Source organism: Methylotuvimicrobium sp. KM2 (assembly GCF_038051925.1).
Lineage (GTDB): Bacteria > Pseudomonadota > Gammaproteobacteria > Methylococcales > Methylomonadaceae > Methylotuvimicrobium.
Map to the genome: position 1 here is coordinate 1,152,351 of NZ_CP150634.1, position 21,045 is coordinate 1,173,395.

At 51.0% G+C, this 21,045-nt stretch carries 18 protein-coding genes; 13 read left to right on the plus strand and 5 right to left on the minus strand.

Annotated elements, in window-relative coordinates:
- Positions 1 to 328 precede the first annotated feature (328 nt).
- From WJM45_RS05160 to WJM45_RS05205, 10 genes are all read left to right on the plus strand, one after another.
- Positions 329 to 1,522: a PepSY-associated TM helix domain-containing protein gene (locus WJM45_RS05160; protein WP_341327911.1), complete on the plus strand. Its 1,194-nt coding sequence runs from the start codon at positions 329 to 331 to the stop codon at positions 1,520 to 1,522.
- A gap of 223 nt (positions 1,523 to 1,745) precedes the next feature.
- Positions 1,746 to 1,997: a type II toxin-antitoxin system Phd/YefM family antitoxin gene (locus WJM45_RS05165; RefSeq protein ID WP_017841123.1), complete on the plus strand. Its 252-nt coding sequence runs from the start codon at positions 1,746 to 1,748 to the stop codon at positions 1,995 to 1,997.
- A complete protein-coding gene (locus WJM45_RS05170) occupies positions 1,994 to 2,407 on the plus strand; it encodes a type II toxin-antitoxin system VapC family toxin (RefSeq protein WP_017841122.1) in 414 nt (137 codons plus the stop codon). Before WJM45_RS05165 ends, WJM45_RS05170 begins: the two co-directional genes overlap by 4 nt.
- 661 nt (positions 2,408 to 3,068) lie before the next feature.
- A complete protein-coding gene (locus WJM45_RS05175) occupies positions 3,069 to 3,344 on the plus strand; it encodes a hypothetical protein (protein WP_341327912.1) in 276 nt (91 codons plus the stop codon).
- Positions 3,345 to 3,723: 379 nt separating this feature from the next.
- Positions 3,724 to 4,503, plus strand: coding sequence for a DUF3450 domain-containing protein (locus WJM45_RS05180; RefSeq protein WP_341327913.1), 780 nt, complete (start codon positions 3,724 to 3,726; stop codon positions 4,501 to 4,503).
- Complete coding sequence (locus WJM45_RS05185; RefSeq protein ID WP_341328910.1) at positions 4,500 to 5,882, plus strand: MotA/TolQ/ExbB proton channel family protein; 1,383 nt, start codon at positions 4,500 to 4,502, stop codon at positions 5,880 to 5,882. The genes WJM45_RS05180 and WJM45_RS05185 overlap by 4 nt, the downstream gene beginning before the upstream one ends.
- On the plus strand, positions 5,866 to 6,384 hold the full coding sequence (locus tag WJM45_RS05190; RefSeq protein WP_341327914.1) for a MotA/TolQ/ExbB proton channel family protein: 519 nt from the start codon (positions 5,866 to 5,868) through the stop codon (positions 6,382 to 6,384). Before WJM45_RS05185 ends, WJM45_RS05190 begins: the two co-directional genes overlap by 17 nt.
- Positions 6,385 to 6,950: 566 nt before the next feature.
- Positions 6,951 to 7,355, plus strand: a complete 405-nt coding sequence (locus WJM45_RS05195; protein ID WP_341327915.1) for a biopolymer transporter ExbD — start codon at positions 6,951 to 6,953, stop codon at positions 7,353 to 7,355.
- Positions 7,352 to 7,981, plus strand: a complete 630-nt coding sequence (locus WJM45_RS05200; RefSeq protein ID WP_341327916.1) for a TonB family protein — start codon at positions 7,352 to 7,354, stop codon at positions 7,979 to 7,981. The genes WJM45_RS05195 and WJM45_RS05200 overlap by 4 nt, the downstream gene beginning before the upstream one ends.
- A 2-nt stretch (positions 7,982 to 7,983) precedes the next feature.
- Positions 7,984 to 9,231, plus strand: a complete 1,248-nt coding sequence (locus WJM45_RS05205) for a tetratricopeptide repeat protein (RefSeq protein ID WP_341327917.1) — start codon at positions 7,984 to 7,986, stop codon at positions 9,229 to 9,231.
- 486 nt (positions 9,232 to 9,717) lie between these two features.
- On the opposite strand, the gene WJM45_RS05210 is transcribed toward WJM45_RS05205, so the two are convergent.
- From WJM45_RS05210 to WJM45_RS05230, 5 genes are read right to left on the minus strand one after another with little or no spacing between them, the layout of a single operon-like run.
- A complete protein-coding gene (locus WJM45_RS05210; protein WP_341327918.1) occupies positions 9,718 to 11,109 on the minus strand; it encodes an aspartate aminotransferase family protein in 1,392 nt (463 codons plus the stop codon).
- 16 nt (positions 11,110 to 11,125) lie between these two features.
- A complete protein-coding gene (locus WJM45_RS05215; protein ID WP_341327919.1) occupies positions 11,126 to 13,741 on the minus strand; it encodes an MMPL family transporter in 2,616 nt (871 codons plus the stop codon).
- Between the two features lie 19 nt (positions 13,742 to 13,760).
- The gene (locus WJM45_RS05220) at positions 13,761 to 14,465 is read right to left on the minus strand and encodes a phosphorylase (RefSeq protein WP_341327920.1); all 705 of its coding nucleotides are present in this window, start codon (positions 14,463 to 14,465) and stop codon (positions 13,761 to 13,763) included.
- Positions 14,462 to 16,420: a squalene--hopene cyclase gene (gene shc, locus WJM45_RS05225; RefSeq protein ID WP_341327921.1), complete on the minus strand. Its 1,959-nt coding sequence runs from the start codon at positions 16,418 to 16,420 to the stop codon at positions 14,462 to 14,464. The genes WJM45_RS05220 and shc overlap by 4 nt, the downstream gene beginning before the upstream one ends.
- Before the next feature lie 10 nt (positions 16,421 to 16,430).
- Positions 16,431 to 17,531: a phytoene/squalene synthase family protein gene (locus WJM45_RS05230; protein ID WP_341327922.1), complete on the minus strand. Its 1,101-nt coding sequence runs from the start codon at positions 17,529 to 17,531 to the stop codon at positions 16,431 to 16,433.
- A gap of 472 nt (positions 17,532 to 18,003) precedes the next feature.
- Between WJM45_RS05230 and hpnH the strand changes: the two genes are divergently transcribed.
- The 3 genes from hpnH (at position 18,004) to WJM45_RS05245 (ending at position 21,039) form a co-directional block, all read left to right on the plus strand.
- A complete protein-coding gene (hpnH, locus tag WJM45_RS05235; RefSeq protein WP_341327923.1) occupies positions 18,004 to 19,116 on the plus strand; it encodes an adenosyl-hopene transferase HpnH in 1,113 nt (370 codons plus the stop codon).
- Positions 19,117 to 19,569: 453 nt separating this feature from the next.
- Positions 19,570 to 20,217: an ABC transporter substrate-binding protein gene (locus WJM45_RS05240; protein ID WP_341327924.1), complete on the plus strand. Its 648-nt coding sequence runs from the start codon at positions 19,570 to 19,572 to the stop codon at positions 20,215 to 20,217.
- Between the two features lie 15 nt (positions 20,218 to 20,232).
- Positions 20,233 to 21,039, plus strand: coding sequence for a VacJ family lipoprotein (locus tag WJM45_RS05245; protein ID WP_341328911.1), 807 nt, complete (start codon positions 20,233 to 20,235; stop codon positions 21,037 to 21,039).
- Positions 21,040 to 21,045 lie beyond the last annotated feature (6 nt).

Consider the following 21,045-nt stretch of genomic DNA (forward strand, 5'->3'; position numbering starts at 1 on the left):
GATGGAACGTAGCATCGTAGCCCGGATGGAGCGTAGCGCAATCCGGGAAGTTCGAAGCCGCGCCATTCCCGTATTCCACTTCGCTACATACGGGCTACTTCCGTTTATTCACACAACTGATAAAACATGATGAGACAAAACGACCGTCCCGGCGGAGAAATCGCCACAAACTCCGGCTCGACATGCATTTGTGGCTGGGTTTGACTTGGTTGAAAGTGACGAAGCAAGAGAACGACAACATGACCTACAATGGTTGATTTGGATTGATTCGGACATCAATTGTGAATTCTGCCTGAAGATGTAAAGCAAAACTTCAATATCATCTGTCATGATTTTCAAACGAAAAACAATACGCAAATTTTGGTTGAATCTTCATCTTTCAATCGCCCTGTCGGTTGGATTCATTTTTGTAATCCTCGGCCTGAGCGGCTCGTTCAATGTGTTTCATTGGGAATTGGAGGAATTGGGCTTGCCCGAGGTGAAGCATGAACGCAACGCTCAACCGTTGGATCTCGATGCGCTGATGGAACGTATTCATCACCGTCATCCGCAAAAAAACGGTCGCTGGCTGTTATTCATGCCGGGCTATGAACGCGATTATCTGTGGGTGGTTTATCCGAAACCGGAAGAAAAAGTCGGCAAGTTCTTTACCCCGCTCCGATTGCAGATCAATCCTTATAGCGGAGAAATCGCCGGCGGGCATTATTGGGGTGACAGCTTATGGACGTTAGTCTATTCGTTGCATGCCAGTCTGTTGACCGAGCCTTTTTTCGGAGCGGAAATAAGCAGAAAGGCTTTCGACGCCATCTGTTTTCTAGGCGTGTTGCTGATGCTGTCGGTCGGGAGTGGCCTGTATTTGTGGTGGCCGTCTCCTGGCAAAATCTGCCAGGCATTGGTGATAAAACCAAGAGCCAGTTTGCCCCGGTTTATTTACGACCTGCATAAAGTGACCGGGGCATACTTTCTGGTCATTTTGTTTGTGCTCGCCTTTACCGGCTTTTCCTTCGCCTACAAGGATTACCTGATGCCTCTGGTTTCGCCGTTCACTAAGGTCGAGGCCCTACATTTCCATGATCCAGAAAACCTGAGCAGTAGGGCGGGCACAACCCACCCTACGAAACCAGCAATTTCCATCATGCAAGCCGTGGCCATCGCGGACCGGGTGTTTCCCTATGGGGAATTGCGCTGGCTGGCGACGCCGGACGGTCCGGGCGGCGTCTACGCCATCGAGAAACGACAGGCTGGCGAAGCCAACCGCAGGCGGCCGCGCAGTAAGGTGTGGATAGACCAATACAGTGGTGAGATATTGGCCGTCGAAGATCCGCAACTATTCAGCGCCGGCGAAACCTTTTTCAACCTGATGTGGCCGCTGCATAACGGTGAAGCCTTCGGTCTGCCGGGGAGGGTTTTGTGGTGCATGACCGGTCTGGCGCCGTTAATCCTCTATGTCACCGGTATCATGCGCTGGTTGCAAAAACGCAAGGCCGCCAAAATAAAGCACCGTAGCCCGGATGGAGCATAGCGCAATCCGGAAGTTCGCAGCTACGCCATTCCCGTATTCCGCTGCGCTGCATACGGGCTACGAAACTACGAAACGCCTTTCCGGCTACGGGGTCAAGTCTTGACCCCGTTGGCTTAGTCTGATCAATGGCCGTATGGATCCGGGCGCAGTTAGTGACGTGAAGTGCGTTTAAAACAAATACCGCTTATAATCTGACCAGACTGGTTAGAATTAGAGGTTGATTATGCATAAATGGCAAATTCAGGAGGCGAAAGCGCGTCTTTCCACCGTATTACGCAGCGCCGAACAGGATGGGCCTCAGGACATCACCCATCACGGTCGTTCTGTTGCGGTACTGCTCTCACGCGCCGATTACGACCGACTGACGGGTAATCGGCAGTCGCTGGTTGAATTCATGCGTCGTTCGCCACTTTATGATCAGGACGATCTCATCATAGAACGCGATGCCAGTCTGACCCGTGAATTCGAACTATGAGTTATCTGGTCGATACCAACGTGTTATCGGAATTGCGTCGCCGTGAACCCAATCAGGGCGTCATCGAATGGTTCGAACAACGTCCAGCCGGCACGCTTTACCTCAGCGTACTAACCTTGGGAGAAATCCGTAAAGGTATCGATTTGCTGAACAATGACGATCGACAGCTCAAACTACTGGATTGGCTGGAAGTAGAACTGCCCCAGTTTTTTTCCGGTCGGATTTTGAGCGTGGATGCTGATGTAGCTGACCGCTGGGGACGATTGATTGCTCAAATAGGGCGTCCCATTCCAGCGATCGACAGCCTGATTGCGGCTACAGCGCTTAGGCATGGATTGAAGCTGGTTACCCGCAATGTTCGCGACTTCAGTTACCCTGAGCTCGATGTCATCAATCCCTGGCGAGATTGAGTTTTCGAACTATCCGATTTACCAGCCCCGTAGCCCGGATGGAGCATAGCGCAATCCGGGACGTTCGAAGCCGCGCCATTCCCGTATTCCGCTGCGCTGCATACGGGCTACGAAACTACGAAATTTATCTCGAATTTGCCGCGCCGATACATTAATCGAACTAAATTATTCCACACGGGCTATCAAAAAAAGCCCACCTAGGCGTTGTAGATTGTGCCGAATGGTCATTCACCAAAAAAAATTCAAAATAACGGTGAGGTTTTTTGGTGTTTGAAACGTCTTAATAAACGGAAGCGAAAAAATCCGGGAAATGTTATTTAACATCCTCCCGCAATTCGGATTTTGTTTCCTGTATGAGTGTTACGAAGCCAATGGACGCGGCAACTCCAGGGACGGATCTTTATTCGATCGTAAAGCCTTCTGTCGATTAGCTGGGGGCATGATTAGCAATGAGTGTTGGAATTATACCCTTTGCTAGTCAAATTTCGGCGTCGGGATGTTCGTCAAAGGACGCCGTGAATACGTCCATGTAGGCTCTGTGACAGCATCCATGCTGTCAAAGCCTTTGCCGACACCCTGACGCCTCCATACATTAATGCCGAAATTTGATGTGCGATGGGTATAAACAACTCGGGTTCGACGCCCGAGTAAGGAATTAGCCATGATAGATCTAGACAAACAACCGCATTTTTCTTCGTCAATAACGGATCGGGCGGCAACTGAGTTCGGGCTAAAAGAATTCAGCGGCCAATTAATCGAATCGTTTCCGATGCCGCGCTATTTTCAAGTGCATTTCGAGCATGTTCACAGCAATGTCGAAACGATGCATAAGGAAATCATTCAGCTCAGGCAGTATGCCATGCAGTTGGAGGAAAAGCTCGATAAGGCGTTGGACTTATTGAGCAGTCTGGCGGCTTCCGAAATGTCGACTGGTTGACCGGTTGCGGATTTCGGGTCTAAAAAATTCATTAAAGCGAATATATGTAATTATTCACACTCTCTATCGTTCCCACGCTCCGGCGTGGGAATGAAGACCGAGACGCTCTGGCGTCTTGTACCGCTGGTGCGGTACTCAGGCGTTCCCACGCAGAGCGCTCATCGTTATACATAAGTGCCGTCATGCCCGCAGGACGCGGGCATCCAGTGCCATGGATGGCAAGCTTCAAGCTATCCATGCAGCCTGGATTCCGGCAATCCCTGCCGGAATGACGGCTATCAAACAGAGATGTGTATAACGACGAGCGCAGAGCGTGGGAACGATAATTGCCGGGGGACTGAATAGTTACAATAAAATAACATTTAAGAGGATAAACGTAATGATGTGTCATCGGTCCCGCCTCCGCGCGCTGAGTATCGGGTTGTTATTGCCGGCTTTGATGCCGGCGGCGGTAACGGGCGCGCAACTGGACAGCGCGGTACAAGTTCAACAGGAGCGGCTGGAAAGTGCTCGTCGTTCGCAAGCTACCGTGGAAAAACTGGACGACCAACAGCAACAGATGCTCGCCGAGTACCGCGAAGCCGTTCGCGAACTCGAAAACTTGAAAAGCTATCATACGCAATTGGCCAAGATCGTCGATAGCCAAGATAAGGAAGTCGCTGAGCTGGACCGGCAGATGGACGAAATCGACGAAACCCAGCGTAATATCATTCCGCTAATGTTGCGCATGCAAGCGGTGCTGCGCAAATTCGTCGAATTGGATGCGCCGTTTCTCGAACAGGAACGCACACTGCGAGTGGAGGAATTGGAGCAGTTGCTGGACCGTTCCGATGTCGATTTGGCCGAGAAATTCCATCGCCTGATCGACGCCTATCTGATCGAAACCGATTATGGGCGCACGATCGAAGCCTACAGCGGCGAATTGCCGATGGGCGGAGGCAATCGTACCGTCGAGTTTCTGCGCCTCGGCCGCGTCGGTCTGTATTATTTGACGCTGGACGGCAGCGAATGCGGCTATTGGGATAAGGAAAACAAAGAATGGCGAATTCTGCCGAGCGAATACCGCACTCCGATCGGACAATCCTTGCGCGTGGCGAAAAAACAGGCCGCGCCCGAATTGCTCAAATTGCCGGTATCGGCACCGGAGACGGCACGATGAAATCGACGATTCGAAACCTGAATTCCATCAGACAATCGCTATGGGTCTTATGTCTGTACTTTGCCGTTGTACCGGCTGTCATGGCCGAAAGTCCGAAAACGCTGGATGAATTGATCAAACAAGTGCGTTCCGATAGCGTCCTGGAAAGCCGGGAATTGGCCGAACGCGAGCGCGAATTTCGCAATGCGCGCGATCGGCAGGCTTCGCTGTTGCAATCGGCCAAAGCCAAATTGGCGGCCGAACGGCAACGCGGTGCCGAACTTAAAAGCCGATACGAGGCCAACGAACCGGCCATCAAGGACAAGACCGAACGCTTGCACGAGCGCATGGGCGCATTGGGCGAATTGTTCGGCATCGTTCGGCAAACGTCGAAAGACATGCTGAGCCTGTTCAGCGCTTCGATCATATCCGCGCAATTACCCGACCGCAAGGAAACCGCGAAATTGCTGGCCGAGCGGAAAAGCAATCCGAACATCCAGGCGCTGGAGGAATTCTGGCATTTGTTGCTGGACGAAATGGTGCAAGCCGGTAAAGTCGCACGCTTCGAAGCGCCGGTCATCACCGCCGACGGTCAGGAAAGCCGCCGCGAAGTCGTACGTATCGGTGCGTTCAATGCAGTCTCCGACGGCTTGTATCTGCGGTATCTACCGGAAACCGGACGTTTGGTCGAATTGGGCCGTCAGCCTCAAGCGCGTTTCTTGACTCTGGCGAAAACCTTGGAAGAAAGCAAGGACGGCATTGCGCCGGTCGCGCTGGACCCGTCGCGCGGCGCGATCTTGTCGTTGATGGTGCAAAAGCCGGATTGGTCGGAACATATCGAACAGGGCGGTGCGATCGGTTATTTGATCATCGGATTGGGTGTCATCGGTCTGCTGTTGGCTGCCGAACGTACGTTTTCGCTGACGCGCCTGCACCGGAAAATGCTGGATCAGAGGCAAGATCCCGAAGCCGAAACCGATTCGGCGATCCGTCGTTTGCGCGAAGTCGCACAGGAACATCCGAAACTGGATGCCGAGGCCTTAGGGCTCAAACTGGATCAGGCCATACTCGGCGAACGTCCCCAAATCAAACGCTTTCTGCCGACCATCGCGATTTTCGCATCGGTGGCGCCGTTGCTGGGACTGCTGGGCACCGTCACCGGCATGATCGAGACCTTTCAAGCGATTACGCTATTCGGCACCGGCGATCCCAAGTTGATGTCGGGGGGTATTTCCGGCGCCTTGGTGACGACCGAAATGGGATTGGTTGTCGCGATTCCCTTGTTATTGCTGCATAGCTGGTTGAACGGCAATACCCGAAAACTGATCTATCTGTTGGATGAGGAAAGCGCTGCATTGGTGGCGAGCCGTGGAGGACAAGTCCGTGTTGTCTCCGGCTGAAACGATCGACATCGCCCGCGCCTTCATGGACAAAGGCGGTCCCGCGCTATGGGCGATTTTTGCCGTATCGTTTGCGATGTGGGCGATGATCCTGGAACGCTATTGGTATCTGTATAGTGCTTATCCTCGGCAATTGACAACGATAAAGCGCGAATGGCAACACTATCGGCGTAGGCCGGCCAAGGTGGCCAAACGCCTGCGCGGCCGCCTTTTGGAGCAATTGAGCCTGTCCGCCTGCGCCGGTCTCGGTGGCATACGCGGTACGTCGAAGGTATTACCGTTGCTCGGCTTGCTGGGTACCGTATTCGGCATGATCGACACCTTCGACGTGATTGCGGTGTTCGGCAACGGTAATGCGCGCGGCTTGGCCGGCGGTATTTCCGAAGCCTTGTTGACGACGATGGCGGGACTCGTCACCGCGTTATCGGGTCTGTATTTCAGCAGCGACTTGCACGAACGCATTAGAATCTTGGTGGATCTGGCTGCGGACGAGTTGGAATGATTGGTAGCCCGGATGGAGCACAGCGCAATCCGGGGAGGCCGGAGCCGCGAAGTTCCCGTATTCCGCTACGCTGCATACGGGCTACGCAAAAAAAGATAGCTGAGAAGACAGATGTTCAATTTCTGGTTCCCACGGTCCTCCGTGGGAACCCATACCATGGCTGCCGCAACAAGACCGGTATGCATTCCCACGCAGGAGCGGTGGGAACGAGGAAAAATCATCGCCCGTAGCTCGGATGGAGCACAGCGCAATCCGGGGAGGCCGGAGCCGCGAAGTTCCCGTATTCCGCTACGCTGCATACGGGCTACGCAAAAAAAGATAGCTGAGAAGACAGATGTTCAATTTCTGGTTCCCACGGTCCTCCGTGGGAACCCATACCATGGCTGCCGCAACAAGACCGGTATGCATTCCCACGCAGGAGCGGTGGGAACGAGGAAAAATCATCGCCCGTAGCCCGGATGGAGTGCAACGCAATCCGGGAGGCCGAAGCCGCGCCATTCCCGTATTCCGCTTCACTGCATACGGGCTACGCAAACAAACAAAAATAACGAAGTAACATTATTTCTATGAAAATTCACAGCGAAGACGAAGAATTCAACGGCAACGGCATCGATTTGACGCCGTTGATCGATATGGTATTTATCCTATTGATCTTTTTCATCGTGACCTCGTCGTTCGTCAAGGAGTCCGGCATGGAGGTCAACCGGCCTTCGGCGAAAACGGCCGAGCGTCAGGAAAAAGGCAATATCATCATTTCAGTGACCAAGACCGGCGAAATCTGGATTGACCGGCGCAAAGTCGACGTCAATGCGCTGCGCGCAAACGTCGAACGCCTGCATGCCGAAAATCCGGAAGGCTCGGTCGTCATCGCCGCCGACCGCGACGCGCGCACCGAATTGCTGGTTCAGGCGCTGGATCAATCGCGTCTGGCCGGTGTGTCCAACGTCTCGATCGCAGCGTTTTCCGAATGATCGCGAAACGTCATGCCGTCATCGGATTGGGTGCGGTCTTCATCAATTTGCTGCTGTTCGCCGTCATGGAGCGCATGGCCGCACAGAGACCGGTCTTATTGAAAATGCCGTCCGAGAGCTTGGTGATCGATTTCGTCAGGCTCAAGCGCGAGCCGCCGGTGCCGCAATTGAAAGAGCGGGTGAAGCCCAAGCAACCGAAAAACGAACCGCTGACGGTGCCGGAACTCTCGGTGCCGAGCCCTAAACCGGTCAAAGTCAACCCGGTGGCGATGAATGTGCCGGAAATGGACCTGGCGCTCAACATCGCAGGTCAACCGTTCAAAGGCGAAATGGGCGGCGGCGGACTCGGTTCTGTTCAGGAAGCGATGCCGCTGATTCGCACCGCGCCGCTCTATCCGCCCAGCGCGTTGGCCAAACGCATCGAAGGCAAAGTGAAAATTCTGTTCACGGTCACCGAAGAGGGCACGGTCGTCGATCCGCAAGTCATCGTTTCCGAACCGAAAGGCGTTTTCGACAGCACCGCGTTACGCGCGATTCGTCACTGGAAATTCCAGAAAAAGAAAGTGGACGGTCAGGCCGTCCGTTGGCAAAGCGTTCAGACGATCTATTTCAACTTGGAAAGATAATCATGCACTGGAACAGAACACGCTTCGGGAATGTCAATCGGCGATTAATCACTGGCGTGCTGCTTGCGCTATTGAGTTTGCAGGGTAGGGCGGAGACCGAAACGGACGAATCTAAAAAATATGCTGTTTCGCCGGAAACCTATAAGGTGCTGAATCAGTCCCGCGAATTGAGCGAACAATCGCGCTTCAGCAAAGCCTTATCGCTGTTGCAAGCGCAATTGCCTAAAGTGGCCGGCAACCGCTATGAACGCGCCTTGATCCATCAGCATCTGGCCTATATCCATCTCGAACGGCACGACTATCTTCAGGCCGTCATCGCACTCGAAGAAACGCTGCGCGGCGCCGATACGCTGCCGCCGGATACCGTCCACAATTTACGCTATAACCTGGCGCAGGCCGCGGTACAGGCCGAACGTTTCGAACAAGCAATCAAGCAGTTGGATCTTTGGTTCGCCAATGAGCCGCGCCCGTCAGCCGAAGCCTGGTACCTGCGCGCTTTGGCGTATTATAAAATCAAACGATTCGATCGTTCGGCGGGTTATCTGAAAAAGGCCTTGGCCTTATCGGAAAGACAAGATTGGCAAATCTTATTGCTGAGTATCGTCCTGGAACAGAAAAAATACCGGGAGGCGGTGCCGTTGTTGAACAAACTGATCGCGCAAGCGCCGAACGAACAAAGTTGGTGGCTGAACCTGACCGACGTGCATTTGATGTTGAAGGACTACGGTAAAGCGGTATCGGTATTGGAATTGGCGCACCGTAAATTCGAATTGCCGAAAGACCAAATCGTCCGGCTTGCACAGTTGTATATGCATAAAAATACGCCTTATCTTGCGGCAAAATTACTGACCCGCGAGATGGAGCGCGGACGCATCGAGCGCAACGCGGCCAATTTGGAATTGTTGGCCAATAGCTGGGCGATGGCGCGCGAACACGACAAGGAGTTTACGATTCTGAAACAGTTGGCCGCGATGCGCAACGACGGCAATCTGTATCTGCGCTGCGCCCATATTTTATTGAGCCGGGAAAAGTGGAGCGAATCGGCCGGGATGCTGAACAAAGCCCTGGCGACCGGTAACCTGAAAAACCGGCAGCAAGCGCAATTGATGCTCGGCATCGTCTACTACAACAGCGGCCGCATGGACTCCGCCGAGAACGCATTCACGCGCGCCTGCAAGCATCGCCAGACCAAAGACCAGGCCCAGCGCTGGCTGATGCAAATCAAAAGCAGGGAAAAAGCGGAGTCGTAGCCCGTATGCAGCGAAGCGGAATACGGGAAAGGCGTGGCTTCGAATGTCCCGGATTGCACTTCGTTTCATCCGGGCTACAATGCTAAAATCAACCTCATCAAAATGATAGGCCGAAACCCGGAATGACAACCATGTCTGGCGATCGTAAACCGTAGCCCGTATGCAGCGCAGCGGAATACGGGAAAGGCGTGGCTGCGAATGTCCCGGATTGCACTTCGTTTCATTCGGGCTACACTGTTCGGAACTTACATTGTTATTTACGTGTTTCCGAGTGAAGTACTTATTTTTCACATTTCAAATTTAGGCACCGGGGTGCCCATCGAAAGTTCAGCACCTGATTTATCCCAGATAGTTAATCATAGCCAATGGACTATGGAATTTAGGTGCTGGATTTACGGCGTCCTTGCCAAGCGAGTTACCGAACCTTCAACAAAGCGCATAGTTCCAAGACGATATTTATCATAAAACTCTAAATAAACTGCAAGCTTATTTCCCCGCCTTACCCTTCAACGCATGACTTGCCAAGTTTTTGCCTAAATCCCAAATCGTGCCCGGAACTTGATGGGTTGCGGCGATGGTTTGGTCAAAGGCGTTGACGATATGATCCCTGTCTTTTTGCGTTAGGGTCAGCGGCGGCAGCAGTTTGACGACGTTCATGCCGTGTCCGGCGACTTGCGTTAGAATCCGGTGCTCTTTAAACAGCGGGATCGTGATCATTTGACAGAACAGTCCTTTGTTGGCCGCTTCCAGCATTGCCCAGGCCGCTTTCAGCGTCAGGCTTTTCGGTGCGTGGAATTCGATCGCGATCATCGAGCCTTTACCGCGCGCTTCTTTCAAGAATTCGTATTTTGTCGACAGCGCATTCAGGCTGGCGATGATGTCATTGCCGACTGTCGCGCTCTGTTCAACCAGGTTTTCCGATTTGATGACTTCAAGACCGGCGAGCCCCGCCGCCATTGCCATGTTGTTTTTCGAAAAAGTCGAGCCGTGCACGACCGCGCGGTCCATGCGATTGAAGACGGTGTCCATGATGTGCTGCGTCATCGCGACCGCGCCGACCGGTACGAAGCCGCCGGATAATGCCTTGGACATCAGGATCATATCGGGTTTGGCGCCGTAATGATCGATCGCCCAGAATTTGCCGGTGCGACCGATACCGGTTTGGATTTCGTCGGCGACGAATAGCGTGCCGTATTTTTTACAGAGGCGTTCGACTTCGACCAAGTAGTTATCGTCGGGCAGGTTGACGCCTTTGCCTTGTATCGGTTCGACGATGAAGGCCGCGACGTCTTTGTTGCTTAGGGCTTGTTCGAGTGCCGCTAAATCGTTGAACGGTATCGCAATGCAGTCGGGCAGGAGCGGGCCGAAGCCTTCTCGGAAGATCTTTTCGCCGTTCAGCGAGAGCGCGCCCATGGTCAAGCCGTGATAACCGTGTTCGCAATAGACGATTTTCGAGCGCTTGGTGGTGTAGCGCGCGAATTTGATTGCCGCCTCGACCGCTTCGGTGCCCGAGTTGCAAAAAAACATTTTTTCGAGATTTTCCGGTGTCGTCGTCAAGATTTCTTTGGCCAGTAAGCCGCTCAATATCGAGACGTCGAGTTGTACCAGGTTCGGCAATTCGAGCGTCAAAGTTTCTTGCAAGGCGCTGATTACGGTTGGGTGGTTGCGCCCGATCGCGAATACGCCGAAGCCGCTCAACAGGTCGAGATATTCGTTGCCTTGTTCGTCGTAAAGATATTGGCCGATCGCGCGTTTGTAATTGCGGTCGTATCCGATTGTTTTTAAAACGCGAACCATTTGATTGTTCAAATGTTTTTCATGCAACTCAAATTTATCTTCACTGTGTTGCGCTAATAGTTCGGCTATGCTGAAAGACATAAAAAGACCTCTAAATTTATATTTTGTGCCGGCTGAATGCAGGCAGCACGATTAACGTGCAAATGATGGTGAAGGAAATGCCGATCGCCAGTAACAAGCCCATGCTGGATGTGCCTGGATGAGGCGTGAAGGCAAGACTGGAAAAACTGCATAAGGTTGTTAAAGAACTGAATAAGACGCCTCGTGCGGTGCTGCTTTGCAGCAGGTCGACGCCGTTCGACCAGTGGCTGTTCAGTCGGTGCACGACATGAATGCCGCTGTCGACGCCCATGCCCATCAGTAGTGGCAAGGCGATGATGTTGGCGAAATTAAACGGATTGTTGAGCAAGACATTGGTCGCTCCTGTCAATAAGGTCGCAAGCAGTAGCGATCCGATCATCAATAGCGTATCGCGGATGTTTTTCGTAATGATCAGCATGAGCATGACGATAGCCGCGAATGCGCAAGCGAAGGCTTCGACAAATGACAGGATGATTGCGTCGCCGGAGGCTTTATCGATAATCGGTAAGCCGGATACGGTAGTATCGATGCTTTGTACGTCATTGACGAAGGCTTCCCGGTGACTGACGATGTTTAGGTTTTTCTCCGGCGTGATCATGATTTTATAAAGGCCGGTTTTACTCTGCCAATGGTCGGTTATGTAAGGCGGCAGGTCATTCAGGTCGTAAGCCTGGGCGGTCAAGCTGATGCTCAAGCGCTGCATCGTATAAGGTAGCAGGCCCAATATGTTTTGTTCCAATTGGCTGTATTCGGCATTCGGTTCGGGTTGCCGGTCGGCAAATTCAATATAGCTGTTGATTCGTGCGAGTAGGGTTTTCAGTATCGGAATCGGGACGGCGGTCGTTGCTTCATCGATGGCTTTTTGTAATGTAACGGCGAAACGAATCGCGGCATCGCGCTGATCGTTGGCAAGTAACGGTTTACCGAATTGTTTGAGTTGGGCGCCGAGAATCATGTCCAGTTCTTCGATCCGATAGAGTTTGTCCTCTTGGTCGCCGGCGACAAAGCTCGATAGGGTGAGTGCTTCATGAGTCGTCGGCAAAGCGCGTAATGCTTCGGCTCGTCGGTCGGCTTCCGCTAGGCTGTCGGCAAGGCCGGTTAGCGAATAAGGCGATTCATTGCGTGACGACAAGAGCTCTTTGAATGTAGAGGCCGATTCGCGGCTGGGGTCGCGTAAGTTGAATGTGCTGGAATCGAACTCCAGTTGTGTAAGTATCGCGGCCGAGGCAATGGCAAGCAGTATGCTGACGGTTCTGATCGCTTTGGCATGACGAAACGGAAAATGGGCGATGGCCGATGATAGTTGCGAGGATCTAAACGGGGCGGTTTTACCCAGAGGCATGACTTTCAATAATGCGGGTACGATCGATAATGAAAGCCCCAGGCCGATGAACATTCCGGCGCTGGAAATAATGCCTAATTCGGATACGCCGGAGTAGTCGGTCGGAATGAATCCGAGAAAGCCGATGGCGGTGGTCAATGCGCATAAAAACAGCGAGAAGCCAATGCTGTTGATGCTTTCGGTAATTGCGCTTTCATTGTTCATGCCTGCTGCACGGCATTCGCGGTAGCGTAGGCACAAATGCGTGGCGTAGTCGACGCCGAGTCCGATATACAAAACGGCAAAGGCCACTGAAATAATATTTAAATGTCCGACCGCGAGCGTGGCGAAGCCGGCGGTCAGAATCAGGCCCATGATCAATGCGGCCAATGTAGTTAACAGGAGTCTGACGGATCGGTAGCTCAACCATAGCGAGGCGCAAACAAGCAGCAGCGATAAGATTCCGGAAACGATCGCACCTTCGCTGACTGTTTCGAGCTCTTCGTGTTGTAAAGCGGTTTCGCCGGTAATTCGAATGCGGACCGCAGGGTTTTCTTGCATGATCGATTGACTCACGGATCGCGCGACCGAAAGCGCAAAATCGGCGGGCATGATGTCGGTAAAAATCAGTTTGGGTTTGGCAATGACGATCGAGCGTTTAGACTCGGTATTGAGTCGGTGGTCGGCTAGTAGGTTTTGCCAGGATAAATAACGAGGGTTCCGATTGAGTCGACGGTCGACTGTGTCGTCTATCGCAGTCAGCAGCGGCGTAAGATTCATCGGTAACGATTTATTTTTTTCCTCGAGCGCTTGGCGAATGATTTCGAATAAGCCTTCCAAGTTGTAGTGTTGCGCGAGATAGCCGATGAACGGTTGGGCGTCGGTCAGTTTTTTCGACAGGTCGTCTAACTCGTCAAGGCTTAGGAATAATAAGGCTTGTTGCTTAAAAAATGCGTTATCGGTTGGTATTATTGCCGACTCGAAGTGTTCCTTGTCACGGCTTAGACGCTGTGCGAGTTCGGCTGCGGCCCGGGAAATTTGTTCCGGAGTTTCGCCGTCGACCACCAGCATGATCGCGGCGGCGTCTTCGGGAAAGGCGTTGTTCAGACGAAAGCGATTGACTTGAAAAGGTAAATCCGGCGACAACATTTGTGTCGTATCGGTATTGAATCCGAGGTTGTTGATCGTGTAATGCAGGCTAAAGCCGCACAGAGTCGTGGTCAGAATCAGCAAAGTCCACGGAAAACGCACGACTTGGCGGTCCCACCATAGTAATAATCTGTGAATAAGGGTGTCGTGATGCTGAGTCATGCCGGCGTTGCGCGGATTTTTAGTTAACGATTGATGGCAGCCAAATCGATGCGGCCTGTTTCAATGTTTTTTGCGATGCATGAAAGTGCCGGCCTAATTGTATCAGGCTTGGTAATTCTAAGGGATGTTTGATTAGATGGTTAAGTAGTTTGGCGATATTGACTTCGCCGTTTTGGTCCAATGCATGCGCGACGGCTTTCGGTAGGCTCATGTCGGCGGGGTCTGCGATCGATCTAATGGCTAGGAAATCGATTCGGCAAGCCTTAGCGACTTTGGCGATGGCAACGCTTTCCATGTCCAGTGCCGCGGCACCGGTTTTTCGATGGAGCTCTTTTTTGTCCTTGCTTGTGGCGACAAGCGTATTGCTGGACGCTAGGCTGATATGCGCGACAGGGGTAAGCGCGTTTAATAGCGCTTGCACTTCAGCAAGCCAAGGAGATCGGATGTCGATGCTTTCCAAGTCATCGCTAATGAGTTGTTCGGGTAGGGTTAGGTTGCCTGGGCGCAAGTCAGGTGCGAGCGCGGCGGCACAACCCCAGCTTATCAGGCGTTCGGCGCCTTGATCGAGCAGTTGTTCAGCGGCTTGCTTGGCATTTTTCGGGCCGGCGCCGGATTGAATGATAAGGATATTTTCGGCGATGACGTGACAGCACCCTTTCTTCGGTTTGTCCGAAGTCAGGGTGCTTAGTTCTTCCGGTAGGGCGGCAATAATCCCCGTGATCACGAGTTATTGATCGCGTTACGGTATTTGGCCAGGGCCCACAGCGGGAAGAATTTGTCGTAGCCGTGATATTTCAAATAAAACACTTTTGGAAAACCGGGGGCGGTAAAGCATTTGTCGTTCCAGCTACCGTCGGTCAACTGGGTTTTCATGAGAAACTCAACGCCGGCTTTGACTTCCGGGCTATGCGCTTCGCCGGCCGCAATCAAGCCGATAACGGCCCAGGCGGTTTGAAACGCAGTGCTGAAGCGATATTTTCCGCGAAAGTTCTGTTCGTCATGATAACTGAAGTTGTCTTCGCCCCAGCCGCCATCTTCGCGTTGCACGCTTTTCAGCCATTTCGCCGCATTGACATACATCGGGTCGGTTTTAGGGACATCGGTTTGTTCGAGGCCCAATAATACCGACCAGGTGCCGTATATATAGTTGGTTCCCCAGCGTCCGAACCAAGAGCCGTCCGCTTCTTGTTCGCTACGAATATAATCGATGGTGCGTTGCAGTGCCGGGCGGTATTCGTCGTGGCCTTTTGCGACGCGTGCCATCAGCATCGCGCAGCGCGCGCTGACGTCGACCGTGGGCGGGTCGAGTAAGGCACCGTGGTCGGCGAACGGAATTTCGTTCAAGTAATAATATGTGTTATCGACATCGAATGCGCCGTAGCCGCCGTTTTCCGATTGCATGCCGACGATCCAGCGTGTCGCGCGGTGTATCGATTCGTCCAACTCGGGCAGATTAGAATCGGCCATGGCGAACGCAACGAGTCCGGTGTCGTCGACATCGGGATAGTGTGGGTTGGCATATTGAAACGCCCAGCCGCCGCCTTCCAAGTCGGGTTTAGTTACTTGCCAGTCGCCCGGTTCGTCTATCAATTGCTTAGATTTTAGCCAATCATAGGCGCGAATCAAAGCGTCGCGATTGCCGTTTTTGTCGACTTCCTGCAAGGCTAGGGCTGTTAGGCCGGTATCCCAGACGGGTGACAGGCACGGTTGGCAATAGGCGTCGTGTTCGTTGATGACCAATAATTTATCGATCGCTTTTCTAGCCGTAACGACCAGTTCATGATCTTTCGGCATGCCGAGTAGCAGCATCGCTTCGTAAGCATTGACCATGGCCGGGAAAATTCCGCCCAAGCCGTCTTCGCCGTTCAGGCGCTCGACGAACCAATCTTTGGCTTTGTCGAGCGCTTTTTGATGCATGCTTTGGGGAATCAGCGGACGGGTGAAGCGACCGAGCTTGTCCAGCATCAAGAAAAACTTGTTCAACGCGGTGCGCTCGGGAAAATAATGTTTTTCCTTGTCCGGATGAACGACGAACAGTTCCAGAATGTCGACTTTATTCGGGTTTTTCGCGGTCGCTTTTTCTGAGCACAGAACGAACAACGGCACCATGACCGTTCTGGACCAATACGAAACCTTGTCCAAATGGAACGGAAACCATTTCGGAAACAGCATGATTTCAACCGGAATATAAGGCACGCCGCGCCAAGGCAATTGTTCGAACATCGCTAGCGCTATGCGCGTGAACACATTGGCGCGAGCCGCACCGCCTTGGCTTAGGATGTAATTTTTGAGTTTTTTCATGTGCGGCGCGTCGATCGAATCGCCGGCCATTTTTAGCGCATAGTACACCTTGACGCTACAACTAATATCGCCCGGGCCGGCGGTAAATAGCGGATAACTGCCGTCCTCGGATTGGCGCGATCTCAAATAATTGGCAATCTTGGCTTGCAGGGTTGTATCGATTTCGCCCAAGTAATGCATCATCATGATGTATTCGGCAGGAATCGTGCAATCGGCTTCCAACTCGAAAATCCAATGGCCGTCCGGTTGTTGTCGCTTTAGCAGGTAATCCTGCGCCTTGCCGATAGCTTTGTTTAAATCGTTAGGCTTGGCGATGATAGCCGTGGCGGAGCGGGACAAGTCGCGCGTGTTGGTCTCTGTAGTGGCGTCGGTGAACATAATGCTTCCTTTATAGTGCTGACTTAGCTTTCAGGGATTGTGGGTGGTAAGTCCAATCGGGCGATTCGAGCCCGCGGCTGGTCAGATTAAACAATAAGGACAGCAGCAGGTTGCTGCGCCCGGTAAGACGAGTTGTTAGAATGGTCGCTTTGACACTGTTTCGGGTGATCTTGACTTGGTTCGATTGTTTAAAGTCCAAGTGCTGCTTGATTTTTCGCAAGGTCAGGACCGCCATGCCAAGCGCCCATAAACAGAAGTTTCTAATTCCGGTTTCGTGCGACGGAATCAGCTGCGTATAAGCAAGTGCATTACGCAGGTGTCCGTGTGCGATGCTGATTAGGTGTTCAAGGCCTTTTCGGAAGTTCTCGTCGTCGGTTTCCGGCGTCAACATGGATAAGTCGAAACCGGTCTCGTCGAAAATATCTTGAGGCAGCCAGCAAACACCTCGGCTAGCGTCGTCCCATATATCCTTGAGGATGTTTGTCATTTGCAGACCTTGTCCGAACGATACCGAGAGTTCGAGCAGGCGCTCTTTATTAGCCGCAATCTCGGGCGAGTAATGGCAAAACAGTTTGGCGAGCATTTCGCCGACGCAGCCGGCTACGTAATAACAGTAGTTATCCATGTCGGCCATGGTCGGCAGTCCATTGCTTAGATTTTGCGCCTGAAAGACAGGCATGCCTTGTGCCATTGTCTCGACGCAAGTTGCCAGCGCCTCAATCTGTTGCGGATCGAACGAATGCGTGATTTGAATGACGCGTGGCGTCAGGTCGATCAGCGTATGTTCGGCCGGAATGGTTTGCTCTGAAAGTAAGGGGGCTAGATCGGCGGCAAAATCATTCGCGCCATGACCGGTTTTGACGGTTTCGATGAAACGCTCGCAGAAAGTTTTTTTCTGTTCCGGGCTAAGCGAAACTTCGTCTTCTACTGTGTCCACAATTCGACACAGTAGATAGGCATTCGCTACAGGGCGATAAAGACTTTCCGGTAGTTGAGGAATCGTGAGCGCAAACGTCCTGGAGACGCCTTCAAGCAGCAGTGCCTGAAATTCATCGTCGGATAGGCCGGTTAATGACTCCGGTTTGTCCAGTGTTGGTTGTAATGCGCTCATGATTATTTTCTAAGATTTCGTCTTGAGGGTGTTGGAAACAGACTGAATTTAACGGCAATGATAGACTGTTTGTTGGTATTTTGCAAAGCAATGTTGTTTTCTAGCCAATATGAGGAAAATCCTGTGCTCTGGCTCTGTTATATAGAATAAAAATCAACTATTTAAAAGTTTATGTTGTATTTTTGCAAATAGGCTGCAATGTGCTCCGGTTTGGCGCTTAAGGCGATAAAATTATGCTAAAACTGGAGTCGATTCCGAAAAGATAGTATTCTACTTGTAAATCTATAAATGATTGTAATTTATAAGGACTTATATTTTAGGTGGGTTGTTTTGATTCGCCGGAAGTTATTTTCATGGAAAGGTGCTTGATATTTTTGGTCTGTTGCAAGCATGCAACAGGTCGTTTTTCGGTTATATGAGGCTTGATAACGATCGGCCTTGCTTGTATTCAGTCAATATGGAGGATATGCCCGTGGGTGTGCCATTACGTCAGCAGTTAGCAGTTGGTAGTTATCTTATTAAGCAAAAACTGAAAGGGGCTAAAAAGTATCCTTTGGTTTTAATGCTCGAGCCATTGTTTCGATGCAATCTGGCTTGCGCAGGATGCGGAAAGATCGACTATCCGGATGATATTTTAGATAAGCGGTTATCGGTCGAGGAATGTTTGCAAGCGGTCGACGAATGCGGTGCGCCAATGGTTTCGATCCCCGGTGGCGAACCGTTAATTCATAAAGATATGCCGGCAATTGTCGAAGGCATCGTTGCGAGAAAGAAATTCGTTTATCTATGCACGAATGCGCTGTTATTGAAGAAGAAAATTGATGATTATAAGCCTTCTCCATATTTGACGTTCTCCATTCATTTAGATGGAAATAAAGAAAGACACGATGCATCGGTTTGCCAGGACGGCGTTTTCGATAGGGCGGTCGAAGCGATCAAGTTAGCGCTCGATAAAGGTTTTAGAGTCACGATCAATTGCACGCTGTTTCAAGGAGAGAAAGCGAAAGAAGTGGCCGAATTTTTGGATTACGCGATGGAGTTGGGTGTCGAAGGCATTACAATCGCGCCGGGTTTCAGTTACGAACGCGCGCCGCAACAAGATATCTTCATCAAAGGACGCGATGTCAAGGAGTTATTCCGGGGTATTTTCAAGATCGGCAAGAATCGTAAATGGAAATTGAATCATTCGTCGCTCTATTTAGACTTTTTGGCCGGAAATCAAAGCTATAATTGTACGCCATGGGGCAATCCGACCCGTAATGTATTCGGTTGGCAAAAGCCTTGTTACTTGCTATCCGACGAAGGTTATGCGGAAACCTTCCAGCAATTGCTCGATGAAACGCCATGGGAAAAATACGGTACTTCGAAAAATCCGAAATGCGCCAGTTGCATGGCGCATTGCGGTTACGAGGCAACAGCCGTGGAAGACATGATGAAAAACCCGATTAAAGGTTTATTGACAGCGATCAGAGGGCCTAAAACCGAAGGCGACATGGTTCCGGAGCCGGTTCCTGTTTATGCAAATGAAAAGCCGGCTTCTAGTCTCTCCGGTATTCCTATTACTGTCGAGGCGATGGATTCTTAAAGCAGGTTTGAGGTAATTATTCACATCCCCCTATCGTTCCCACGCAGAGCGTGGGAACGAGAATGGCCGGGGAACTGAATACTCACGGTTTGAGTGGTGTCCATGCCTTTATGGATATTGGCATGGGCGATATTGCTGCCGGTATACCTATACTTTTCGCACTTCAAATTTCGGCGTTGCTTAAGGAGAGGCCGGGCTCGGGGCGAGGTATTCAATTCGTCCCGAACGTTTTGGTTTACTTATTCTGTTTCCCAAACTCCTGAGGTTGTGAAAGTATTGGTGAATACATCGTAAAAAATTTATTTATCATGAAGAGCATGAAGGTAATGAAGAAAAAGACCATAAAAGCAACAATCTAATTCTTCATGGTTATTTTGTAAGACTATATGCTTTGACAGTCTCTAGAGCTTGGGAAGGAGCGAAAGAGTATATCTTCTTTACGGCCGGCAACGCATGCCGGAAATTAATGTTTTCGGAGTTTTTATGTATCAGAGTCTAATAATAAATAAAATATCGGGTCTTTTTTTGCTTTTTTTGTTGGGCTTAACCGAAGTTTATGCCGAGGATATTCTCAGCGCCAGAGAGGTTGTTGAAAATTTTCAAGCCGAGTTAATTGATGTTATGAAAAACGGCAAAGAGCTTGGTTATGAAGGCCGTTTCGATCAGCTTGAAAAACCGGTAAGTGAAAGCCACGATTTAAATATGATTGCAAGAGTCGTGGTCGGGCGAGAATGGGAGAATATGTCGTCGGATCAACAAGAAAAATTTGTCGAGGTGTTTAGTCGATTCAGCGTTGCGGCTTATGCGCACAATTTTAAGGAATACTCCGGCGAGTCGTTTAAATTCGAATCGGAGGAAGAGACCGGAAGAGGCGGTGTTATCGTCCATACTTATTTGGTCATACCCGATGATAAGGATGTTAAATTCGATTATATGTTGAAGAAAAAGGGTAATAGCTGGAGAATAATCAACATCATTGCCAATGGTGTCAGCGATTTAGCTTTAAGGCGTTCGGAGTATGGCAGTATCTTGAAACGGGACGGCTATGACGTGCTGATCGAAAAAATCAGCGAAAAAATCGATTTTTATTCAAAACAGTAGGTTTTTATGGGTATTTTGGGTGGCAAGTTTCAACGAATGGTTGTCGTTTTTCTTTGTGCTCAAGCTTACGGGTTAAGTGGTTGCGCGACGACGGCGAGTCAAGATTTATCGTTGTCGGAAGTCGACCCTTACGAAGACATAAACCGTAAGGTGTATGCTTTTAATATGACGGTTGACGAATATGTTGCCGAACCCGTCGCCAATGCTTATAAAACCGTGGCTCCGGATGTTGTTCGGACTGGAGTCAATAACTTTTTCGGCAATCTAAAAACCATCAATACCGTTATCAACGATGTTCTGCAGGGTAAGTTTCAGCAAAGTGCCGAGGATTCCGGGCGTTTTTTGGTGAATTCTACGGTGGGTCTGGGCGGTTTGCTCGATGTCGCAACCGACATGGGGTTGGAACATCATGAAGAAGATTTTGATCAGACATTCGCGGTGTGGGGCGTTCCTCAAGGTTCTTATTTGATGCTGCCTTTTTTAGGGCCCTCGACGACCCGGGGCATCCCAGGAGCGGTATTGGATACCGCGGCGAACCCGGCGACCTATGTTGGAATGCCGGCGCAAGCATTACAAGTGTTGGAAGTTATCAATTCTCGAGCTAATGCTGACGGTGCGCTGAAATTTATCGATGAAGCAGCATTGGATCCTTATGTATTCACCCGAGAATCTTATCTTCAGTGGCGCAATAATCTGATCAACGATGGCAATATTGAAGTCGACGCTAATGACGATATAGACGAATTGTTAGAATTGGAAGACGCGTTTTATGAAGAAAATGATGCTGAAAAATTAACCGATCAAGCGCCTGGTAACGATTAGGGTTGT

Coding starts and splice junctions, on each gene's coding strand:
- WJM45_RS05160 (WP_341327911.1), top strand. CDS start 329: ATGATTTTCAAACGAAAAACAATACGCAAATTTTGGTTGAATCTTCAT.
- WJM45_RS05165 (WP_017841123.1), top strand. CDS start 1,746: ATGCATAAATGGCAAATTCAGGAGGCGAAAGCGCGTCTTTCCACCGTA.
- WJM45_RS05170 (WP_017841122.1), top strand. CDS start 1,994: ATGAGTTATCTGGTCGATACCAACGTGTTATCGGAATTGCGTCGCCGT.
- WJM45_RS05175 (WP_341327912.1), top strand. CDS start 3,069: ATGATAGATCTAGACAAACAACCGCATTTTTCTTCGTCAATAACGGAT.
- WJM45_RS05180 (WP_341327913.1), top strand. CDS start 3,724: ATGATGTGTCATCGGTCCCGCCTCCGCGCGCTGAGTATCGGGTTGTTA.
- WJM45_RS05185 (WP_341328910.1), top strand. CDS start 4,500: ATGAAATCGACGATTCGAAACCTGAATTCCATCAGACAATCGCTATGG.
- WJM45_RS05195 (WP_341327915.1), top strand. CDS start 6,951: ATGAAAATTCACAGCGAAGACGAAGAATTCAACGGCAACGGCATCGAT.
- WJM45_RS05200 (WP_341327916.1), top strand. CDS start 7,352: ATGATCGCGAAACGTCATGCCGTCATCGGATTGGGTGCGGTCTTCATC.
- WJM45_RS05205 (WP_341327917.1), top strand. CDS start 7,984: ATGCACTGGAACAGAACACGCTTCGGGAATGTCAATCGGCGATTAATC.
- WJM45_RS05210 (WP_341327918.1), bottom strand. CDS start 11,109: ATGTCTTTCAGCATAGCCGAACTATTAGCGCAACACAGTGAAGATAAA.
- WJM45_RS05215 (WP_341327919.1), bottom strand. CDS start 13,741: ATGACTCAGCATCACGACACCCTTATTCACAGATTATTACTATGGTGG.
- shc (WP_341327921.1), bottom strand. CDS start 16,420: ATGTTCACCGACGCCACTACAGAGACCAACACGCGCGACTTGTCCCGC.
- WJM45_RS05230 (WP_341327922.1), bottom strand. CDS start 17,531: ATGAGCGCATTACAACCAACACTGGACAAACCGGAGTCATTAACCGGC.
- WJM45_RS05240 (WP_341327924.1), top strand. CDS start 19,570: ATGCCGGAAATTAATGTTTTCGGAGTTTTTATGTATCAGAGTCTAATA.